14 protein-coding genes are annotated in these 17,532 nt (G+C 66.6%); 9 read left to right on the top strand and 5 right to left on the bottom strand.

Annotated features, from left to right (window positions below):
• Positions 1–201 precede the first annotated feature (201 nt).
• A complete protein-coding gene (locus FPJ27_RS28325) occupies positions 202–2,526 on the bottom strand; it encodes a Tex family protein (protein ID WP_204423487.1) in 2,325 nt (774 codons plus the stop codon).
• A gap of 159 nt (positions 2,527–2,685) precedes the next feature.
• On the opposite strand from FPJ27_RS28325, the gene FPJ27_RS28320 reads away from it, so the two are divergent.
• The 3 genes from FPJ27_RS28320 to FPJ27_RS28310 all read left to right on the top strand — a co-directional run bounded on the left by FPJ27_RS28320 (position 2,686) and on the right by FPJ27_RS28310 (position 6,035).
• Positions 2,686–3,438 carry a hypothetical protein gene (locus tag FPJ27_RS28320; RefSeq protein ID WP_204423486.1) on the top strand — a complete coding sequence of 251 codons (753 nt, stop codon included), beginning with the start codon at positions 2,686–2,688 and terminating at the stop codon, positions 3,436–3,438.
• 76 nt (positions 3,439–3,514) lie between these two features.
• Positions 3,515–3,730 carry a YdcH family protein gene (locus tag FPJ27_RS28315; RefSeq protein ID WP_034181296.1) on the top strand — a complete coding sequence of 72 codons (216 nt, stop codon included), beginning with the start codon at positions 3,515–3,517 and terminating at the stop codon, positions 3,728–3,730.
• A 55-nt stretch (positions 3,731–3,785) separates the two neighbouring features.
• Positions 3,786–6,035, top strand: a complete 2,250-nt coding sequence (locus tag FPJ27_RS28310; RefSeq protein WP_204423485.1) for an ATP-dependent DNA helicase — start codon at positions 3,786–3,788, stop codon at positions 6,033–6,035.
• A 121-nt stretch (positions 6,036–6,156) separates the two neighbouring features.
• On the opposite strand, the gene FPJ27_RS28305 is transcribed toward FPJ27_RS28310, so the two are convergent.
• Positions 6,157–6,981: an outer membrane protein assembly factor BamD gene (locus FPJ27_RS28305; protein ID WP_021163132.1), complete on the bottom strand. Its 825-nt coding sequence runs from the start codon at positions 6,979–6,981 to the stop codon at positions 6,157–6,159.
• Positions 6,982–7,022: 41 nt separating this feature from the next.
• Between FPJ27_RS28305 and FPJ27_RS28300 the strand changes: the two genes are divergently transcribed.
• From FPJ27_RS28300 to phaR, 6 genes are all read left to right on the top strand, one after another.
• Entirely contained in the window at positions 7,023–8,231 is a 1,209-nt protein-coding gene (locus FPJ27_RS28300; protein WP_204423484.1) for an RluA family pseudouridine synthase, read from the top strand.
• A 6-nt stretch (positions 8,232–8,237) separates the two neighbouring features.
• Positions 8,238–9,077, top strand: a complete 840-nt coding sequence (gene pgeF, locus FPJ27_RS28295; protein WP_204423483.1) for a peptidoglycan editing factor PgeF — start codon at positions 8,238–8,240, stop codon at positions 9,075–9,077.
• A 359-nt stretch (positions 9,078–9,436) separates the two neighbouring features.
• Complete coding sequence (gene phaC, locus FPJ27_RS28290; RefSeq protein WP_204423481.1) at positions 9,437–11,302, top strand: class I poly(R)-hydroxyalkanoic acid synthase; 1,866 nt, start codon at positions 9,437–9,439, stop codon at positions 11,300–11,302.
• A gap of 98 nt (positions 11,303–11,400) precedes the next feature.
• The gene (locus FPJ27_RS28285) at positions 11,401–12,582 is read left to right on the top strand and encodes an acetyl-CoA C-acetyltransferase (RefSeq protein WP_204423480.1); all 1,182 of its coding nucleotides are present in this window, start codon (positions 11,401–11,403) and stop codon (positions 12,580–12,582) included.
• Between the two features lie 120 nt (positions 12,583–12,702).
• Positions 12,703–13,443, top strand: coding sequence for a 3-ketoacyl-ACP reductase (locus tag FPJ27_RS28280; RefSeq protein WP_072441360.1), 741 nt, complete (start codon positions 12,703–12,705; stop codon positions 13,441–13,443).
• Between the two features lie 119 nt (positions 13,444–13,562).
• A complete protein-coding gene (phaR, locus tag FPJ27_RS28275; RefSeq protein WP_034181302.1) occupies positions 13,563–14,129 on the top strand; it encodes a polyhydroxyalkanoate synthesis repressor PhaR in 567 nt (188 codons plus the stop codon).
• A gap of 289 nt (positions 14,130–14,418) precedes the next feature.
• Here the strand turns inward: phaR and FPJ27_RS28270 are convergent, their stop codons facing one another.
• From FPJ27_RS28270 to FPJ27_RS28260, 3 genes are all read right to left on the bottom strand, one after another.
• Entirely contained in the window at positions 14,419–14,673 is a 255-nt protein-coding gene (locus tag FPJ27_RS28270; protein ID WP_204426371.1) for a hypothetical protein, read from the bottom strand.
• A 185-nt stretch (positions 14,674–14,858) separates the two neighbouring features.
• Positions 14,859–16,205, bottom strand: coding sequence for a pitrilysin family protein (locus FPJ27_RS28265; RefSeq protein WP_204423479.1), 1,347 nt, complete (start codon positions 16,203–16,205; stop codon positions 14,859–14,861).
• Entirely contained in the window at positions 16,202–17,503 is a 1,302-nt protein-coding gene (locus FPJ27_RS28260; RefSeq protein ID WP_239483328.1) for a pitrilysin family protein, read from the bottom strand. The genes FPJ27_RS28265 and FPJ27_RS28260 overlap by 4 nt, the downstream gene beginning before the upstream one ends.
• Positions 17,504–17,532 lie beyond the last annotated feature (29 nt).

Raw genomic sequence — 17,532 nt, 5'->3', positions numbered from 1 at the left:
CGCGTCTGCCGACCGCCCGGACTGGCCGCGATCGTTCGCATCGCCGGCCGTCACCGCGAGAGCCAACGCAGCCGCATCGCGCCGCGTGTTCCGCGCAAGCCAAACCATCCAATCAGATAGCCGACTGCGTGCGCGTTCGCGGCAGCCATAAAAAAGCCCGCCTTGCGGCGGGCTTTGCGTGCGTCGACGGCTTTCGCGCGCTCAGCGCTTCAGCTTCGCGAATGCCGCGGCCATCGCGCCGGCCGGTTCCGGCTCGCGCGAACGCGGCGGGCGGGCAGCGCCACGTCCCGCGTTGCCGCGATCCTGGCTGCCGCGCGACGACATGCCGGGTGCTGCCGCATCGTCGTCGAGGCGCATCGTCAGCGCAATGCGCTGGCGCTTCACGTCGACGTCGAGCACCTTCACCTTGACGACCTGGCCGGCCTTCACGACTTCGTGCGGGTCCTTGATGAATTTCGTCGACATCGCGGACACGTGGACGAGGCCGTCCTGATGGACGCCGATATCCACGAACGCGCCGAACGCGGCGACGTTCGTCACGACCCCTTCGAGCGTCATGCCCGGCACGAGATCCGACACCTTCTCGACGCCTTCGCGGAACGTCGCGGTCTTGAATTCCGGGCGCGGATCGCGGCCCGGCTTCTCCAGTTCGGACAGGATGTCGCGCACGGTCGGCAGGCCGAAACGTTCGTCGACAAATTCCGCAGGGGACAGGCCCGACAGCGCTTCGCGGTTGCCGAGCACGTCGTCGATGCGCTTGCTGATCTTCGCGAGCATCCGCTCGACGACCGGATAGGCTTCCGGGTGCACCGACGAGCGGTCGAGCGGATTTTCGCCGCCGTTGATGCGCAGGAAGCCGGCGGCCTGTTCGAACGTCTTGTCGCCGAGGCGCGGCACCTTGCGCAGGTGCTCGCGCGACGGGAACGGGCCGTTCGCATCGCGGTAGTCGACGATGTTGCGCGCGAGCGTCGCGTTCAGGCCCGACACGCGTGCGAGCAGCGGGGCCGATGCCGTGTTCGCGTCGACGCCGACCGCGTTCACGCAATCCTCGACGACCGCGTCGAGCGCGCGGGCGAGTTCGCGCTGGTTCACGTCGTGCTGGTACTGGCCGACGCCGATGGCCTTCGGCTCGATCTTCACGAGCTCGGCGAGCGGATCCTGCAGGCGGCGCGCGATCGACACGGCGCCGCGCAGCGACACGTCGAGTTCCGGGAATTCCTTCGCCGCGAGCTCGGACGCCGAGTAGACCGACGCGCCGGCTTCCGACACGACGATCTTCTGCAGGCGCAGCTCGGGGTGTTTCGCGATCAGTTCGCTCGCGAGCTTGTCGGTTTCGCGCGACGCGGTGCCGTTGCCGATGCTGATCAGTTCGGCCTGAGTCTGCGCGGCGATGCGCGCGAGTTTCGCGATCGAGCCGTCCCAGTCGCGGCGCGGCTCGTGCGGGTAGATCGTGTCGGTCGCGAGTACCTTGCCGGTGCGGTCGACGACTGCGACCTTCACGCCGGTGCGCAGGCCGGGGTCGAGACCGATCACGGCCTTCGGGCCGGCCGGCGCCGCGAGCAGCAGGTCGTTCAGGTTGCGCGCGAACACACGGATTGCTTCGGTTTCGGCGGTTTCTCGCAGTTGCGTGAGCAGTTCGTTCTCGATATGCGGCTGCACCTTCACGCGCCAGCACCAGCGGCATACGTCGGACAGCCATTTGTCGGCCGGGCGGTTCTGGTTCGCGATGCCGAAATGGCGCGCGATCATCGCCTCGCCGGGATGCGGCACCTGCGCGTCGAGCTCTTCGCCGAGGCCGAGCTTGACCGTCAGCACGCCCGCGTTGCGGCCGCGGAACAGCGCGAGTGCGCGGTGCGACGGCACGGTCTTGATCGTTTCCGCGTAGTCGTAATAGTCGCGGAATTTCTCGCCTTCCTCGTTTTCCTTGCCCTCGACGACTGCCGACGACACGACGCCCTGGTTGTGCAGGTAGTCGCGCAGCTTGCCGAGCAGCTCGGCCGTCTCGCCGAACTGTTCGGACAGGATGTCGCGCGCGCCGTCGAGCGCGGCCTTCACGTCGGCGACGCCCTTGTCGGCGTCGACATACGCGGCCGCCTCGGCCTGCGGGTCGAGCAGCGGGTTCGCGAGCAGCGCCTGCGCGAGCGGCTCGAGGCCGGCTTCGCGGGCGATCTGCGCGCGCGTACGGCGCTTCGGCTTGTACGGCAGATAAAGGTCTTCGAGCACCTGCTTGCTGTCGGCCGCGTCGATCGCGGCGCGCAGTTCGTCGGTCAGCTTGCCCTGTTCGTCGATGCTCGACAGGATCGCCGCGCGGCGATCCTCGAGTTCGCGCAGATACAGGAGGCGTTCCTCGAGCTGGCGCAGCTGCGTGTCGTCCAGGTTGCCGGTCACTTCCTTGCGGTACCGGGCAATGAACGGAACGGTCGAGCCTTCGTCGAGGAGTTGCACGGCCGCCGCGACCTGGCGCGGCTGGACGGACAGTTCGGTGGCGATGCGCTGTACGATCTTGAGTGCTACGGTTTCCGTCATGTCGTGGATGATCTGCCTGCTGAAATCGCGGCGCGGGCCGGCAGGCCCGGAGCGGCAGGCTGCACGGCGGCCCGACGGGCCAGATGCCGCGGGTGGGTGAAGCGGGGCATTTTGCCATAAATGGCGGAGCGCCCAGCCGGGGGTGATAGAATTTGACACATGTCCCGCAGCTTTCCTACGACGTTGCCAACTTCCCGCATTTCTCTCGCCGCGCTCGGCGCAGCGCTCGCCGCGGCTTTGTCTGCCGGGCCTTCCGGTGCGTTCGCGCAGGCTTCCGGCGCAACCGCGCCGGCCGCCGTCGCAGCCGCGCCCGTTACGGCCACAGCCGCACCGGATTTCGACGCCCGTCAAAAAGTGCTCAATCAGCGCTCCGCGGAAAACGATTATCGTTATGCGGTGGCCGAGCACGATTGCTACAGCAAGTTCTTCGTCAATCACTGTCTCGGCAAGGCACGCGACCAGATGCGCGACGAGCGGGCGAGCATCCGCCAGGAGCAGCTTGCGCTCAACGACGAGCAGCGCGCGGTGCGCGCGCAGCAGCGTGACCAGCAACAGGCGCTGAAGCAGGCGCAGAACGCGGCGGAAGCGCCGCAGCGCGCGGCGAACGACGCGGCGAACGCGGCTGCGTTCCGCGACAAGCAGGAGCAGAATGCGCTGAAGCAGGCACAGCGCGGCGCGGAAGGGCCGCAGCGCGCGGCGAGCAAGCAGGCATACGACCAGAAGCAGGCCGACTTCCAGCGCAAGCTCGACCAGGCGCACCAGCAGGCGGCGCAGAAGGCGCAGGAGCGGGCGGACAACGCCGTGCGCTACGAGCAGAAGCAGAAGGAAGCCGCGCAGCACAAGGCCGATGTCGAGCGGCGTCAGCAGGAAGCGGCCGAGAAGGCCAAACAGCAGCAACAGCAGGGGCAGTAACGTGTTGGATTGATCGGGATCAGTCTCGTGCGCGTTGGCACGCCAGCCGGCGCGCTGCTTCGATGAGGAGGCAAACATGCAAAACCGTCTCACGGAACAGCAGCAGGAATTGCACAACCGTTTGGCTGCATTGCAGGAGCAGCACCAGCAGCTCGCTCGGGAGATCGAGCTGAAGGAAGGACACTCCGACATCGACGACATCACGCTGCACCGGCTGAAGAAGGAAAAGCTGGCAGCCAAGGACAAAATCATTTTGCTGCAATCGCAGCTGGAACCGGATAAGCGCGCCTGAGCGCGGCCTGGCAAGCGCCGGCGCCGCTCGGGCGCTGGACACAGGAACGCTTGCCTTGAATTCACCGCTTGAAGCCACCCCCGATGCCCGGCGAGACGAGTCGTCCGCCGGGCGCGTTCGTGCGCCCGAAGGCACCTTCGAGCTGAGCCGCAAGCGCGTCGACGAACTCGACACGATCTTTGGCGTTGGCGGGTTGCTGGCGCGCGCGCTCGACGGCTATCGGCCGCGTACGTCGCAGATCGAGATGGCGCGTGCGGTTGCGTCCGCGATGGAAGCGTCCGCGCGCCGGATGCCCGAACCCGAGATCTTCGAAACCCGCAAGCGGCCGGCGCGCCGCCTCGGCGACGGCGACAAGACGGCCGGGCCGGCGGCGGACGATGCCGCGGCCGCCGAGTCCGATAACGACGCAGGCGACAACACGCTGATCGTCGAGGCCGGCACGGGTACCGGCAAGACCTATGCGTATCTCGTGCCCGCGATGCTGTGGGGCGGCAAGGTGATCGTGTCGACCGGTACGAAGCACCTGCAGGACCAGTTGTTCCAGCGCGACATCCCGACCGTGCGCAACGCGCTCGCGGTGCCGGTGACGGTCGCGATGCTCAAGGGCCGCGCAAACTACCTGTGCCACTACTACCTGCAACGCACGGCCGACAACGGCCGCCTGCCGTCGCGGCAGGACACGGCTTACCTGCAGGAAATCGTCCGCTTCGCGAAGCTCACGAAGAGCGGCGACAAGGCCGAACTCGCCAGCGTGCCGGAAACGGCACCCGTGTGGTCGATGGTCACGTCGACGCGCGACAACTGCCTCGGCCAGGAGTGCCCGCACTACAAGGAATGCTTCGTGATGCAGGCGCGGCGCGAGGCGCAGCAGGCCGACGTGGTCGTCGTCAACCACCACCTGTTCTTCGCGGACATCATGCTGCGCGACACGGGGATGGCCGAACTGCTGCCGAACGCGAACACGATCATCTTCGACGAAGCGCACCAGTTGCCGGAGACGGCGACGCTGTTCTTCGGCGAGACGCTGTCGACGACGCAGATCCTCGAGCTCGCACGCGACACGGTGGCCGAAGGCCTGAGCCATGCGCGCGACGCGGTCGAGTGGGTGAAGCTCGGCGGCGATCTCGAACGTGCGGCGCGCGACTTGCGCCTCGCGTTCGCGAACGATCAGATCGTCCGCATGTCGCTCGCGCAGCTCGGCGACGATCATCCGATGTTCGGCGCGCTCGACGCGCTCGAGGCGGCGCTCGATGCGCTCGCGTCGGCGCTCGCGAGCCAGGCCGAGCGGGCGGAGTCGCTCGGCGCATGCCTGCGGCGCGCACGCGAATTGCAGGACCTGCTGGCCGGCTGGGTCGCGCCCGGCGCGGCGGAGGCGGCCGCGAAGGCCGATGAGGCAGCGGCCGGCGACAAGGCTGCGTCCGACGGCGATCCGAACGAGAAGGTGCGCTGGGTCGAGGTGTTCTCGCATACCGTCCAGTTGCACGAGACGCCGCTGTCGGTTGCGCCGATCTTTGCGAAGCAGCGCGCGGGCGTGCCGCGTGCATGGGTGTTCACGTCGGCCACGTTGTCGGTGCGCGGCGATTTCACGCACTACGCGGCGCAGATGGGCCTCAGCTCGCGTCGTTCGATGACGCTCGCGAGCCCGTTCGACTACCAGTCGCAAGGGCTGCTGTACGTGCCGCGCAACCTGCCGCAGCCATCTTCGCCCGCGTTTACCGATGCCGTCTTCGATGCCGCGCTGCCTGCGATCGAGGCGTCCGGCGGCGGCGTGTTCATGCTGTGCACGACGTTGCGCGCGGTCGACCGGATCGCGTCGAAGCTGCGCGACGTGATCGAGTCGCGCGGATGGAATACGCCGCTGCTCGTGCAGGGCGATGCGAGCCGCACCGAGCTGCTCGATCGCTTCCGCGCGTACGGCAACGCGATCCTGGTCGGCAGCCAGAGTTTCTGGGAAGGTGTCGACGTGCGCGGCGACGCGCTGTCACTCGTCGTGATCGACAAGCTGCCGTTCGCGCCGCCCGACGATCCGGTGCTGGCCGCGCGGCTCGACGCGCTGACGAAGAAGGGCTTGAGTCCGTTCGCCGTGCACCAGTTGCCGCAGGCCGTGATTACGCTGAAGCAGGGCGCGGGCCGGCTGATTCGCGCGGAGACGGATCGCGGCGTGCTGATGATCTGCGACACGCGGCTCGTCGACAAGCCTTACGGGCGCCGGATCTGGCAGAGCCTGCCGCCGTTCAAGCGGACTCGCGAGATCGCGGTCGTCCAGGACTTCTTCGACGAGCACCGCTCGGAAAAACGCATGTGACGGCACGCGCGGCGACCGCCGCGCGACCGCACCTGTGCCGCCGGAATGCGGCGCCAACAAAAAACCCGGCTCGATGGCCGGGTTTTTTGTTCGTGCAACTGGTGTTGCGTCGCGCAGCGCTTTAGAACTGCCACCACGACTTCTTCGCACCGGGGCGCGAATGGCCCGTCACGTACGGGCTGTCGGGGAACGTGCCCGCGAGCACGCGCTTCGTGTCCTCGGCGAGTTGCGGCTGGTTCAGCTTGCCGTACGACAGGATCATGATGTGCAGCGCGTCCTCGATCGCCGGTGCGCCCTTGTAGTCCTTGATCGCGAGCTGCGCGCGGTTGATGGCCGCGACATATGCGCCACGACGGTAGTAGTAGTCGGCCGCGTGCACTTCGTGCGACGCGAGCGCGTTGACGATGTAGCGCATCCGTGCGGCTGCGTCGGGCGCGTACTTGCTCTTCGGGAAGCGGTCGACGACGACCTTGAACGCATCGTACGATTCGCGCAGCGCCTGCGGATCGCGTTCGCTCATGTCCTGGCCGGAGAAGCGGCCGAACAGGCCCAGATCGTCGTTGAAGTGGATCATCCCCTTCAGGTAGTACGCGTACGGGATATCCGGATGATCGGGGTGGAGCTGGATGAAGCGGTCGACGGCCTGGTCGGCGGCTGCCGCTTCGTTATCCTTCCAGTTGCAGTATGCGACGTTGATCTGCGCCTGTTGCGCGAAATGGCCGAATGGATCGCGACCTTGCAGCGATTCGAAATATTTCGCGCATTTGCCCCAGTCGCCGCCGGACAGTGCGTCCTGGGCCTCTGAGTATAATTTGTTGTTCGACCAGGTAGCCGTCTCGTCCTGCTTCTGCGGCAAGCCGTGGCAGCCGGCGATGAGGGCCGCGGCCGCTACCGCCGCAGCCCGGGCGGCGACGGTTCTGGCCGTACGTTTGGTCGAATTCATCATGCTCGCATGTCCTAGCTTCAAGTCTCGGTGACCCAGTCTAAATGACCCGTTCAAGTTCGCAGAATGCCCAGCCGGGCACACCAAATCGCGAAGATTATAGCCCAAGCGGTCGGCCCGCCGACGCTGCCTCGGGGGATTCCCTCGATGACGATCTGACCGGCGACGTATTGCAACCGCCCGTAGTGCCGTCAGCGGCGGGCGATGACGCGCCGCGCGTCGTCGAAGTGCCGCTGTCGCTCGCGGGCGAACGCCTCGACAAGGCGCTCGCCCAACTGTTCCCCGAATTCTCCCGCAGCCGCCTGCAGAGCTGGATCGAGGCGCAGCGCGTGCTGGTCGACGGCGCGCCGGCGAAGATCCGCCAGCCGGTGCCGCTCGGCGCGAAGATCGAGCTCGTGCCCGACCTGCTTCCCGAGCAGCTCGCGTTCACGCCGGAACCCGTGCCGCTCGACGTCGTCTACGAGGACGACGCGCTCGTCGTCATCAACAAGCCGGCCGGCCTCGTCGTGCACCCGGCGGCCGGCAACTGGAGCGGCACGATCCTGAACGGCCTGCTGCATCGTTACGGCGACGCGGCGGCCGGCCTGCCGCGCGCGGGGATCGTCCACCGGCTCGACAAGGAGACCTCCGGCCTGATGGTGGTGGCACGCACGCTGGCCGCGCAGACGGACCTCGTGCGCCAACTGCAGGCCCGCACGGTGAAGCGCCGCTATTTCGCGCTCGTGTGGGGCACGATGCCCGAGGAAGGTACGATCGACGCGCCGATCGGCCGGGATCCGCGCGAGCGCACGCGCATGGCCGTCGTCACGGGCGCGTCGGGCAAGCCCGCGCGCACGCATTTCCGCACGGTTGACACATGCGTGTGGCAACGTCAGCCGGTTTCGGCGATCCAGTGCGACCTCGAAACCGGCCGCACGCATCAGATCCGCGTGCACTGCGCGCATGCCGGGCACCCGCTGCTCGGCGACCCCGTCTACGGACGCGCGCGCGGCAAGCGCTCGGTCGCGCCGCTGCCGGACGGGTTCGCGCGACAGGCGCTGCATGCATGGCGGCTCGGCCTCGTGCATCCGGTCACGGGCAAGGCGATGCAGTGGCGCTGCCCGTTGCCGGACGACATGAACGCACTCGTCGCGGCGCTCGGCTTCGGGCAGGGCGACGAGGAATTCGACGACGACGACGGTGTCTACGACGATGACGATTTCGGCGGCGAGTATCACGACGATGAGCCGTACCTGGACGATGAGGAGGAGTGAGTGCCGATGACGAACCTGGCGCCGTTGACGTGGCAGGACTGCGTACAGCCCGACTGGCAGGTGTCGCCGCGCGTGCGCGCGCTGATCACGACGCGCGACGGCGGCGTGAGCGAAGGCCCGTACGGGCGCTGGCAGGACGGCGCCGCGATGGCGGGCGGGATGAATCTCGGCCTGCATACCGGTGACGATCCCGTCCATGTCGCCGCGAATCGCGCGCGCTTGCTCGCGCTGGCGGGCCAGTCGAGCGCGGCATGGCTCGAGCAGGTTCACGGCGCGCGGATCGTGCGCGCCGACGAGGTGATCGCGGCGGCGCCCGCGGCCGCGGTGCCGGTGCAGGCCGACGCGAGCGTCACGGACCGGACAGGCGCCGTCTGCGTCGTGATGGTGGCCGACTGCCTGCCCGTGCTGCTGTGCGACGCGCAGGGCCGCGCGGTCGGCGCCGCGCATGCGGGCTGGCGCGGGCTCGCGGCCGGCATCGTCGAGCAGACCGCGGCGCACGTCGCGGCACTCGCAGGCGGCGCGACGGACACGCTTCATGCGTACCTTGGGCCGGCGATCGGCCCGCAGGCGTTCGAGGTCGGCGCCGACGTGCGCGACGCGTTTCTCGACACGGCCCCGCAGTCGGAGCATGATGAAACCCGTCATGCGTTCGTCGCCATCGACGGCGTGCCCGGCAAGTTTCTCGCCGATCTCCATGCGCTCGCGCGCCTGCGCCTCGCGCGTGCCGGCGTGGCGCACGTGAGCGGCGGGACCGCCTGTACGGTCACCGAACGCGCGCGCTTCTATTCGTATCGGCGCGACCGTGTGACGGGCCGCATGGCGGCGGCGATCTGGCTGGCAGATTGACGCATGCGCATGCGCGCATGGTTTTGTTGCGTCGCGAAATCGGTTATCTCGATATTTAGACGGCAATGCGGCGTAGCATGCGCAGTCGAATGAAAAATCCCGAAGTCAAGTCGACCAAAATGCTTTATGTTTCGCCGAAACCCTTGTCCCGTCTGTTGCGCACGGATTATCTCCGCGCGGAAATGTTCAGCGGTTTGACATGGCGCTTCACATGGGGAAAACGATAATGATAAAAATACCGCACTGCGGCAGAATCTGGAGACGCCTCTCCAGAGCATGACGGCCCGGCTCGCAGCCGGCATGCCGCGCGCGAGCAGGATTTCACGATAGACGCTCACGAATCACCGGTAAGGCAGGTAATGACAGCATCGAAAAATTCGTCGACGTCCGCTCAGGCGGGCACTTCCGCAGGCAGCACCGGTTTCGATCCGGCCGCCCAGCCGATGCAGCAGATGTTCGAGTCGTGGTTGAGCGCGTGGCGCGGCTTTGCGGATCCGGCGCGCGCCGCGACTGCGTCGGCCACCGTCAATCCGTTCGCGACATTCCAGTTCCCGACTTCATTTCCGTTCCAGGTGCCGTCGATGCCCGATCTGGGCAGCATGGCGTCGCCGTTCGCGGGGTTGAAGCTGCCGGTTGCCGCGATTCCGCCCGAACGGCTGCAGACGCTGCAGGCCGACTACGCGCGCGATTGCATGACGCTGATGCAGCAGGCAGCCGCCGCGAAGCTCGAATCGCCCGAACTGAAGGACCGCCGCTTCAGCGGCGATGCGTGGAAGGCGTCGCCGGCGCATGCGTTCGCGGCTGCCTGGTATCTGCTCAACGCGCGCTATCTGCAGGAACTGGCCGACGCGCTTCAGACCGATCCGAAGACACGCGAGCGCATCCGGTTCACGGTCCAGCAATGGACGGCCGCCGCCGCGCCGAGCAACTTCCTCGCACTCAATCCCGACGCGCAGAAATCGATTCTCGAGACGCAGGGCGAAAGCCTGCGGCAGGGGATGATGAACCTGCTCGGCGACCTGCAGCGCGGCAAGATTTCGCAGACCGATGAATCACAGTTCGTGGTCGGCAAGAACCTCGGGTGTACTGAAGGCGCGGTCGTCTACGAGAACGACCTGATCCAGTTGATCCAGTACACGCCGAAGACGGACAAGGTGTTCGAGCGGCCGCTGCTGATCGTCCCGCCGTGCATCAACAAGTTCTACATCCTCGACCTGCAGCCCGAGAATTCGCTCGTCGCGCACGCGCTGTCGAACGGCCATCAGGTGTTCCTCGTGTCGTGGCGCAATGCGGATGCATCGGTCGCGCACAAGACGTGGGACGACTACATGAACGAAGGGCTGCTCGCGGCGATCGATGCCGTGCAGCAGGTCAGCGGCCGCGAACAGATCAACACGCTCGGCTTCTGCGTCGGCGGCACGATGCTCGCGACCGCGCTGGCGGTGCTCGCCGCGCGCGGCGAACACCCGGCCGCGTCGATGACGCTGCTCACCGCGATGCTCGACTTCACCGACACGGGCATTCTCGACGTGTTCGTCGACGAGGCGCACGTGCAGATGCGCGAGCAGACCATCGGCGGCAAGAACGGCACGCAACCGGGGCTGATGCGCGGCGTGGAGTTCGCGAACACGTTCTCGTTCCTGCGGCCGAACGACCTCGTGTGGAACTACGTCGTCGACAACTACTTGAAGGGCCGCACGCCCGCGCCGTTCGATCTGCTGTACTGGAACAGCGATTCGACGAGCCTGCCGGGCCCGATGTACGCGTGGTACCTGCGCAATACCTATCTCGAGAACAAGCTGCGCGAGCCGGGCGCGCTGACCGTGTGCGGCGAATCCGTCGACCTGTCGCTGATCGACGTGCCGACCTTCATCTACGGCTCGCGCGAGGATCACATCGTGCCGTGGCAGACGGCCTACGCGTCGACGTCGATCCTGTCGGGGCCGCTGAAGTTCGTGCTCGGCGCGTCGGGTCACATCGCGGGCGTGATCAATCCGCCGGCGAAGAAGAAGCGCAGCTACTGGGTCAACGACAGCGACCTGCCCGAAGCCGCGGACGACTGGTTCGCCGGTGCGACCGAGCAGCCGGGGAGCTGGTGGACGACCTGGGTCGAATGGCTCGACCAGTACGGCGGCCGCAAGGTGGCGCCGCCCGCCAAGCCGGGTTCCGCCCAGTTCCCGGTGATCGAGCCGGCGCCGGGTCGCTACGTATTGCAGCGCGATTGACGAAAACCGGACAGCGGCGCACGCTGTCCGATGCACCGCAGTTTTTTAACAGGGCCGGTAACGATGCGCCGTGTCGTGCGGGCCTGGAGGAAAGGGAAATGACGGACGTAGTGATCGTATCGGCCGCGCGGACCGCGGTCGGCAAATTCGGCGGCTCGCTTGCGAAGATTGCGGCGCCTGAACTGGGCGCGACGGTGATCCGCGCGGTGCTGGAGCGTGCGGGCGTGAAGCCCGAGCAGGTCAGCGAAGTGATCATGGGCCAGGTGCTGACGGCCGGCTCGGGGCAGAATCCGGCGCGGCAGTCGCTGATCAAGGCCGGGCTGCCGGCGGCAGTGCCGGGGATGACGATCAACAAGGTGTGCGGCTCGGGCCTGAAGGCCGTGATGCTGGCGGCGAATGCGATCGTCGCGGGCGACGCGGAGATCGTGATCGCGGGCGGGCAGGAGAACATGAGCGCGTCGCCGCACGTGCTGCCGGGCTCGCGCGACGGGTTCCGGATGGGCGACGCGAAGCTGGTCGACACGATGATCGTCGACGGGCTGTGGGACGTGTACAACCAGTACCACATGGGCATCACGGCGGAGAACGTCGCGAAGGAATACGGAATCACGCGCGAAGAGCAGGACGCGTTCGCGGCGCTGTCGCAGAACAAGGCGGAAGCCGCGCAGAAGGCCGGGCGCTTCAACGACGAGATCGTGCCGGTGTCGATTCCGCAGCGCAAGGGCGAGCCGCTGCAGTTCGCGACCGACGAGTTCGTGCGTCACGGCGTGACGGCGGAATCGCTGGCGGGGCTGAAGCCGGCGTTCTCGAAGGACGGCACGGTAACGGCGGCAAACGCGTCGGGCCTGAACGACGGCGCGGCGGCGGTGCTGGTGATGTCGGCGCAGAAGGCGGCGGCGCTCGGCCTGACGCCGCTGGCGCGGATCAAGGCGTATGCGAACGCGGGGGTGGATCCGAGCGTGATGGGGATGGGCCCGGTGCCGGCGTCGCGCCGGTGCCTGGAGCGCGCGGGCTGGACGCCGGGCGACCTGGACCTGATGGAGATCAACGAGGCGTTCGCGGCGCAGGCGCTGGCGGTGCACAAGCAGATGGGCTGGGACACGTCGAAGGTGAACGTGAACGGCGGGGCGATCGCGATCGGCCACCCGATCGGCGCGTCGGGCTGCCGGATCCTGGTGACGCTGCTGCACGAGATGGCCAAGCGCGATGCGAAGCGCGGGCTGGCGTCGCTGTGTATCGGCGGCGGGATGGGTGTCGCGCTCGCGGTCGAACGTCCGTAACCGGTCGTTCGTTACCTGCGAACCGAATCCGGGCGCCGGCCGATTGCGGCTTCGGCCGGCGCCACGTGAAGTCAGAGGGGGCCTCGGCAGCTCTCGAAACCAAAAAATGGAGTGAGATTTATGTCTCAGCGAATTGCGTACGTAACGGGCGGGATGGGCGGCATCGGCACCAGCATTTGCCAGCGTCTGTTGAAGGACGGCTTCAAGGTCGTCGCGGGCTGCGGCCCGAACTCGCCGCGCCGTGTGAAATGGCTCGAGGACCAGAAGGCGCTCGGGTACGATTTCATCGCGTCGGAAGGCAACGTCGGCGACTGGGACTCGACCAAGGAAGCGTTCGACAAGGTCAAGGCCGAAGTCGGCGAGATCGACGTGCTGGTCAACAACGCGGGCATCACGCGCGACGTCGTGTTCCGCAAGATGACGCACGAAGACTGGACCGCCGTGATCGACACCAACCTGACGAGCCTGTTCAACGTGACGAAGCAGGTGATCGACGGGATGGTCGAGCGCGGCTGGGGCCGGATCATCAACATTTCGTCGGTGAACGGCCAGAAGGGGCAATTCGGCCAGACCAACTATTCGACCGCGAAGGCCGGCATCCACGGCTTCACGATGTCGCTCGCGCAGGAAGTCGCGACGAAGGGCGTGACGGTCAACACCGTGTCGCCGGGCTACATCGGCACCGACATGGTGAAGGCGATCCGCCCCGACGTGCTGGAGAAGATCGTCGCGACGATCCCGGTGCGGCGTCTCGGTGCGCCGGAGGAAATCGGCTCGATCGTCGCGTGGCTTGCGTCGAACGATTCCGGCTTCGCGACGGGCGCCGACTTCTCGCTGAACGGCGGCCTGCACATGGGCTGAACGCCCGGGCTGCGCGGGCCGGGTGGCCGCGCAGCCGGGTGTGTTCCGAAGGCCCCCGCCTCCCGGGTTCGGGCGGCGGGGATTCGTCACTTGCGCTACGCTGCACTGAAAGGCGTTACATGACTACTACAAAGAAGACGGCCGAACGGCTCATCAAGAAGTACCCGAACCGCCGGCTCTACGATACCGAGACAAGCACGTACATTACGCTCACCGACGTGAAGCAGCTCGTACTGGAGCAGGAGGACTTCAAGGTCGTCGATGCGAAATCCAACGAAGACCTGACGCGCAGCATCCTCCTGCAGATCATCCTCGAAGAGGAAAGCGGCGGCGTGCCGATGTTCTCGTCGTCGATGCTGTCGCAGATCATCCGTTTCTACGGTCACGCGATGCAGGGCATGATGGGCACGTACCTGGAAAAGAACATCCAGGCGTTCATCGACATCCAGAACAAGCTCGCGGATCAGTCGAAGAACATGTACGACACCAATGCGATGAATCCGGAAGTCTGGTCGCAGTTCATGAACATGCAGGCGCCGATGATGCAAGGGATGATGACGAGCTACATCGAGCAGTCGAAGAACATGTTCGTGCAGATGCAGGAACAGATGCAGAACCAGGCGAAGTCGATGTTCAGCACGTTTCCGTTCAAGCAGCCGGGGTCCACCGAGCCGGAGAAGAAGTAGCGATTTTGCGGCAGGCCGGCCGCGGCGGCGCGAGCCGTCGAATGGCCGACGCCGTGAAGCGTGGTGCGCTGCGGCCGATCGTGTGCTCGGGCACGACGGACTGGCTGCCGCCTGCCGGAAGGGCGCCGCCGACGGTCGTTCATGATCGTCGGCACCGCATGCCCGTGCCCGGGATGCCGGGTCTGGCGTTGGGTGAGGCCGTTTCCGGAAATGCTGGCTGAGTGCAGGCCGAAGGCTCCGTCAGGACTGCCGGACAGACACCCGGCCCGGTGTGTTCGCCCGCCTTCGCTCACAGCTCCGAACTGAAATCCTGGTGATCGTCCGACGGAGGAAGGTCGAGAACGAGCTTGACCGCGCTGTAGTTGGCCTTCAGCGAAAACACGCGACCGATCACGAGAAACGTCTGCCGCGAATTCTCGATCTCGACGAAGTCGCCGGGTTGCGGCACGTGGGCACCCTGGTCGTAGGAAAAGCTCATGCTGGTTTGCTCACCGATTGCTTCTGCCGCGTGCTGAGTGAATTCGATCGTGATGTGGGTGGTCATGCGGGCCCCGTTGGGTGGATGGAAGAGAGCGAAGGCTTCGATTTTCGCATAGCGGCGGTGCGCTTCCGCGGCGATTGTTGCGCGACCGCGATTGCCGATCGTGCTTGCCCGCTGGTCCACGCAGATGCGATAGCAACGACCCGGCCGAAGCCGGGTCGGGAGGGCGGGACGAAGCGGAGCGACCGTTACCTCTCCGCAAACGTCCCCGCTTGCACCAACGTCATCTTGCCGGGGTTCAGGTATTTGCGAATGGCGGTATTGACCTGTTCCAGGGTCAGCGCGCGGACGCGCTCGGGGTAGGTGTCCAGGTCGCTTAGCGGTTGGTCCTGAAGCACCGTCTGGGCGAGCATGGCGGCCATCTGCCCGGTGGTTTCCATCGCGACCTGCTGGCGACCGATCATGCCGTCCTTGCGCGCATCCAGTTCCGCCTGGGTGATGCCCTGTTTCCACCAGGCGTCCAGCACCCGGCGGGTGCTGGCGATGCCCTTGTCCAGCAGGGCCGGGGCGAAGTTGGTGTTGACGACAAAGCCGCCCTCCATCAGCGAGAGGCCGGACAAGCCGGCGCCGATGCCGTAGGTCAGGCCTTCCTGGTCGCGGACGGTCGCCATCAGGCGGCCGGTGAAGCCGCTGCCCAGGATGGCAATGCCCGCACTCAGGGGCAGGTAGTCGACGTCGCTGGCGCGCAGGTCGATGGCTTGCCCCATCGCCACGCTGATGGACGCCTTGTCCTTCATCGCGATGCGCTGCGTGTCAGGCCGACTTGCCTTGCGTGTCGGCCCCTGCCGTACGAGTGCCTTGCCGCCGCTCCAGCCCGCGAAGGCCTCGATCAACTTGGCCTGCAGGCCGCGAGGGTCCGCGCCGCCCACCACGACCACGGTCATATGCGCCGGTCCGTAGTACGCGCGATGAAACGCCTTGATGTCCTCCAGTGTGGCGGCGGCAATGGCCTGGAGCATCCGCTCGCGCGGCACCGGGGCGTTGACGTGTGCCTCGGGGTAGATGGCCATCGACAACGCATCGCGTGCCCGCATGCCCGGTACTTCCCCGCTTTGACGAACCCTGGCCTCCAGCAGGGTCTTGGCCCTGGCCAGTTCCTCGGCCTTGAAGGCCGGCAAGCGCAACTGCTCGGCCATCAGGTCGATCAGGGTAGGCAAATCCCGGGTCAGGCTCTTGCCGTATATGCCGACGTAGCCCGCCGCGGTCTGGAACGACAGCTGGGCGCCCAGGCTATCCAGCAGCGTGGAGATCGCCACCTTGTCGCGGCGGGTGGTGCCCGCCTCCAGCAACATGCCGGTCAGCAATGGCACGGCGGGATTGGTCGCCTTGCTGGCCGCGTCGGCATCGCCCAGCGGCATCACTGCGGCAACGGACACCATCTCCTGCGGCGCCATCGGATAGACCAACAGATCGATGCTGCCGGCCTGGGCGCGCACCACGCGATCGGCGATGCCCGCCTGAGCCGCGACAGGCAACCACAGCATGGCCAACGCCAGCACCCATGGGTGCAGCCAGTTGAAACGAACACGCATCATGTCGACTTCTCCAGGACGAACCAGCCGGTGGTGCTCTGGTCTTCATTGAGGTACTTGCGGGCCACCCGCTGCACGTCGGCGGGCGTGACCTTTTCCAGTTGTTCCAGTTCGGTGACGAACCGGGTCCAATCGCCTTGAGCGACCGCTTCGCCAAGCAGGGCGGAGGTCTTGCTGACGCCGTCGCGCTGGTAGATCTGCTCGGCCCGGTAAGGGCCCAACACCCGCTGGATATCCTCGCGAGTCACGCCGTGGTTCTTGATGCGTTCCAGTTCGGCCCAGGCGATTTTCTCGGCCTGGTCGTGCTTGGCGTTGGACGACAGGTTGACCGTGATCAGGAACGGCCCGGGATCGCGCAACGCATGGAAGCTGGCGCTGGCGTTCGTGGCGACTTCGGTGTCCACCAGCGTGCGATACAGCGGGCTGGCCTTGCCCTGGCTCAATACCAGGCCCAGCACGGTCAGCGCTGCCGCATCGGGATGCAGGGCGTTGGGCGCCTTGAAGGCCATGATGACGCTGCCGGTCTCGCCGGCCCGCTTGAGCACCAGCCGCCGTGGCCCCTGTTGCGGGGGTTCCTCGGTGGTCATCGCCGGGATCGCATGGGGTGCGCGCGGAATGCCGCCGTAGTACTGCCTGATCCAGCCCAGCGCCTGCGCCGGCTGGAAGTCGCCGACCAGAATGACCACCGCATTGTCCGGCCAGTAGAAGGTGTCGTAGAAGCTGCGCAGCTTGTCCACACTGGCATGCTCGATGTCGCTGCGCCAGCCGATGGTGGGATGGTGGTAGGGATGCGTCTGGTAAGCGGTGGCCAGCACTTGCTGGAACAACGCGCGGAAAGGACGGTTCTCGCCCCGCTCGTACTCGTTGCGCACCACCGTCATCTCGCTGGCCAGGTCTTCGGGGCGCAGCAGGAGGTTGCGCATGCGGTCGGCTTCGATGGCGATATAGCCTTCCAGCGCGTGGCGCTCCAGCGTGCCGAAGTAATTGGTGCGGTCCATCGATGTGGTGGCGTTGAAGCTGGCACCCGCCCGCTCCAGATAGTCGTTCACCGAGTTGCCCTGTTCCTTCGTGTAGTGCCGGCTGCCCTTGAACATCAGGTGTTCCAGCAGGTGGGTGCCGCCGGTGGTGCCGGTGGCCTCGTTGCGCGAGCCTACCCGGTACAACACCTGGAAACTGACCACCGGCGCGGCAGGGTCGGGCAGGGCGAGCACGGTGAGGCCGTTGGCGTCCAGGCGGTATTCGTCGATACCGGCCAGGGAGCGCACATGGGTAAAGCCCGGTACCTGGGTGGATTGGGCCATCGCTGTGCCTGCGATCAGCAGGCACAGCG

Source organism: Burkholderia sp. MS455 (assembly GCF_016899445.1).
Taxonomy (GTDB): domain Bacteria; phylum Pseudomonadota; class Gammaproteobacteria; order Burkholderiales; family Burkholderiaceae; genus Burkholderia; species Burkholderia pyrrocinia_C.
Note: the sequence above shows the minus strand (reverse complement) of the source record. Positions and strands in the feature narration are given on the sequence as shown.